Origin of the sequence: Sandarakinorhabdus sp. (assembly GCF_031422795.1) — a bacterium.
Taxonomy (GTDB): Bacteria; Pseudomonadota; Alphaproteobacteria; order Sphingomonadales; family Sphingomonadaceae; genus Sandarakinorhabdus.
Genome location: NZ_JANPML010000125.1, coordinates 1 through 2369, shown reverse-complemented (window position 1 = coordinate 2369; position 2369 = coordinate 1). Strand labels below are relative to the sequence as shown.

Annotated in this window: 2 protein-coding genes; both read left to right on the top strand. The window is 65.0% G+C overall.

Going from position 1 to position 2369, the window contains the following annotated elements; genetic code table 11:
* Nucleotides 1–105: 105 nt before the first annotated feature.
* Nucleotides 106–1911, top strand: coding sequence for a ShlB/FhaC/HecB family hemolysin secretion/activation protein (locus tag RMO81_RS04685; RefSeq protein WP_310474598.1), 1806 nt, complete (start codon nt 106–108; stop codon nt 1909–1911).
* A partial coding sequence (locus RMO81_RS04680) for a hypothetical protein (RefSeq protein ID WP_310474597.1) occupies nt 1911–2369 on the top strand: 459 nt, incomplete at its 3' end. The genes RMO81_RS04685 and RMO81_RS04680, both read left to right, overlap by 1 nt.

The window sequence follows — 2369 nt, the reverse complement described above, 5'->3', positions numbered from 1 at the left end:
TCGTAACTGCCTGAACAAGCCGCTGGCGCATCGATTCAAAATCGGCTTAAATGGTGGTCAACGGATCAAATGGTCGCAACACACTCGTTGCTGGGGGAATGCGTGATGAAGGACCGAGGCTCGTCAGCGACGACGCTGTCGCCGATGCGGCGTGGCCATTTGCGACTGGCATTGCTGGCGTTGCCCTTGGTCGTCATGCCGGCGGGCGCTGCCTTGGCGCAGACTGCAACTACCGGCGCACCCACACGTGAAGAAATCGATCCCAGCCGCCGCCAGACCTTCACGCAGCCCAGCCGCCTGATCGTCGATGGCGATATCGAACGCAGCCCGTGCGCGCTGGCCGATTCGGCCTATGCCAACATCAAGCTGACCATCGCCCGCGCCGAGTTCAACAATCTGAATCCGGTTCCGGCCGGTGATCTCGATGCCTTCTGGAAGCCATTGGTGGGCAAGGAAGTGCCGGTTTCGGCACTGTGTGAAATCCGCGATGCCGCTGCCACCCATTTGCGCCGGCTGGGCTATCTGGCCGCCGTTCAGGTGCCGGCCCAGCGCATCGAAGGCGGAATCGTGCGGTTCGAAGTGCTTTATGCAAGGCTGACGGCTGTGCGGCTGCGCGGCGATTCCGGCCGCAATGAAGGCCAGGTGGCGCGTTATGTGAAGAAACTGGCGACGGGTCAGCCCTTCAACCGCATCGAGGCTGAACGTTATCTGCTGCTGGCGCGCGACTTGCCCGGCATGGATGTGCGTCTGGCGCTGAAGCCGGCTGGCGGCGTTGCCGGTGACATGGTGGGCGAAATCAGCGTGCGCCGTCGCCCGCTGCAGGCCGATCTGGTGCTGAGCAATCTGGCGCCTTCGCAAACCGGGGCGTGGGGCGGCCAGGTGCGGATGCAGGCGCATGGCCTTACCGGGTTGGGCGATCACACGTTCATTTCCTATTATGCCACGCCGGATTTCAACGAACAGCAGGTGCTGCAGGCCGGGCATGATTTTGCCATCGGCGGCGAAGGCTTACGGCTGGGCGGGCGTGTTACCCAGGCTTGGACCAAGCCCGATCTGGGCGCGGCCGTGCCACCGGTCGATGCTGAAACCTTCTTTGCCAATATCGAAGCGAGCTATCCGTTCAAGCGCAGCCAGGCGGCCACGTTGGTGGGCCGCGCCGGCTTTGATCTGGTCAATCAGCGGGTTGAGTTCAACGCCAATCCGTTGTCGCGCGATCGGTTGCGCGTTGCCTATGCGCGATTTGATGGCGAATGGCAGGACATGCGTGGCCGTGGCCCCGGCGGCGCCACCGCGTGGCGGCTCGGTGCCAGCATCGAAGTGCGGCAGGGCCTTGATGTGTTTGGCGCCAGCCCGGATTGCCTGGCCAATCCGGCTGCGTGCGCTGGTGCCGGCGTGGTGCCGCCCAGCCTGATCAGCGGCAGCCCCACCGCCACCGTGCTCCGCTTCACGGGTCTTGCCGAACTGCGCCTGAGCACGAAACTCACCGTCGCCGTGCAGCCACGGGCCCAGTTTGCCAGCGGCGCGCTGTTCGGGTTCGAACGTTTTGCCCTGGGCAACTACACGGTGGGTCGCGGTTACGATCCCGGCGTGTTGACCGGTGATGATGGTGCCGCCTTCAACACCGAACTGCGCCACGATGCGATCACCCTGTCGGAAGACTGGAAACTGGCGGCGCAGCCTTATGTGTTCGTTGATGCCGGCTGGGCCTGGTCGCGCGGGCAGGGTGCTGCAGTGGCCAATCCGGTCAATCTGTTCTCGGTTGGCGGCGGCGCACGACTGGTGTTGGGCGACCGTGCCCGGCTTGATGTGGGCGGCGCGGTTGCCCTGAAGGATGCCGGGCCTACGCGGGCCGGTGATGTGCGTTTGCTGGTGACGTTGACCACCCGCCTGCTGCCCTGGAGGACTCGCTGATGCGCCTGTTTGACGAAAGCGCCCCGGCTCGCAGCCGTGCTGTTGCTCGCCTCAGCCTCGGGGCATCGCCGGCTGTGCTGGCCGCCATGCTGGCGTTGCAGCCTCAGGTGGCGCAGGCGCAGGCGTTCCAGGGCACCGAAACGGTGATTCTGGGCAGCGTGACCCGCGGCACCAGCGGCAACACCGATTTCTTCACGGTCGACGCTCTGCAGAACACCATCAACTGGGTTCCCACCGACACTGCGGCGGGTCCGGCACCGATCAACTTCCTGCCAGCGGGGGCCACGGCCAGCTTTACCGGCGGTTCGGGCACAAATGGTGCCAATTACACCGTGCTCAACCGCATCATCGCCGCCGATCCAACGCGCGCCATCTCCTTTTCGGGCACGGTCAGCAGCGATGCGGCCGGGCGCATCTGGTTCTATGCGCCGGGCGGCTTGCTGCTCAATGGCGGTTCG

Bases quoted from the DNA above. Each gene is read 5' to 3' on its own strand.
- RMO81_RS04685 (WP_310474598.1), top strand. From the start codon at position 106: ATGAAGGACCGAGGCTCGTCAGCGACGACGCTGTCGCCGATGCGGCGT.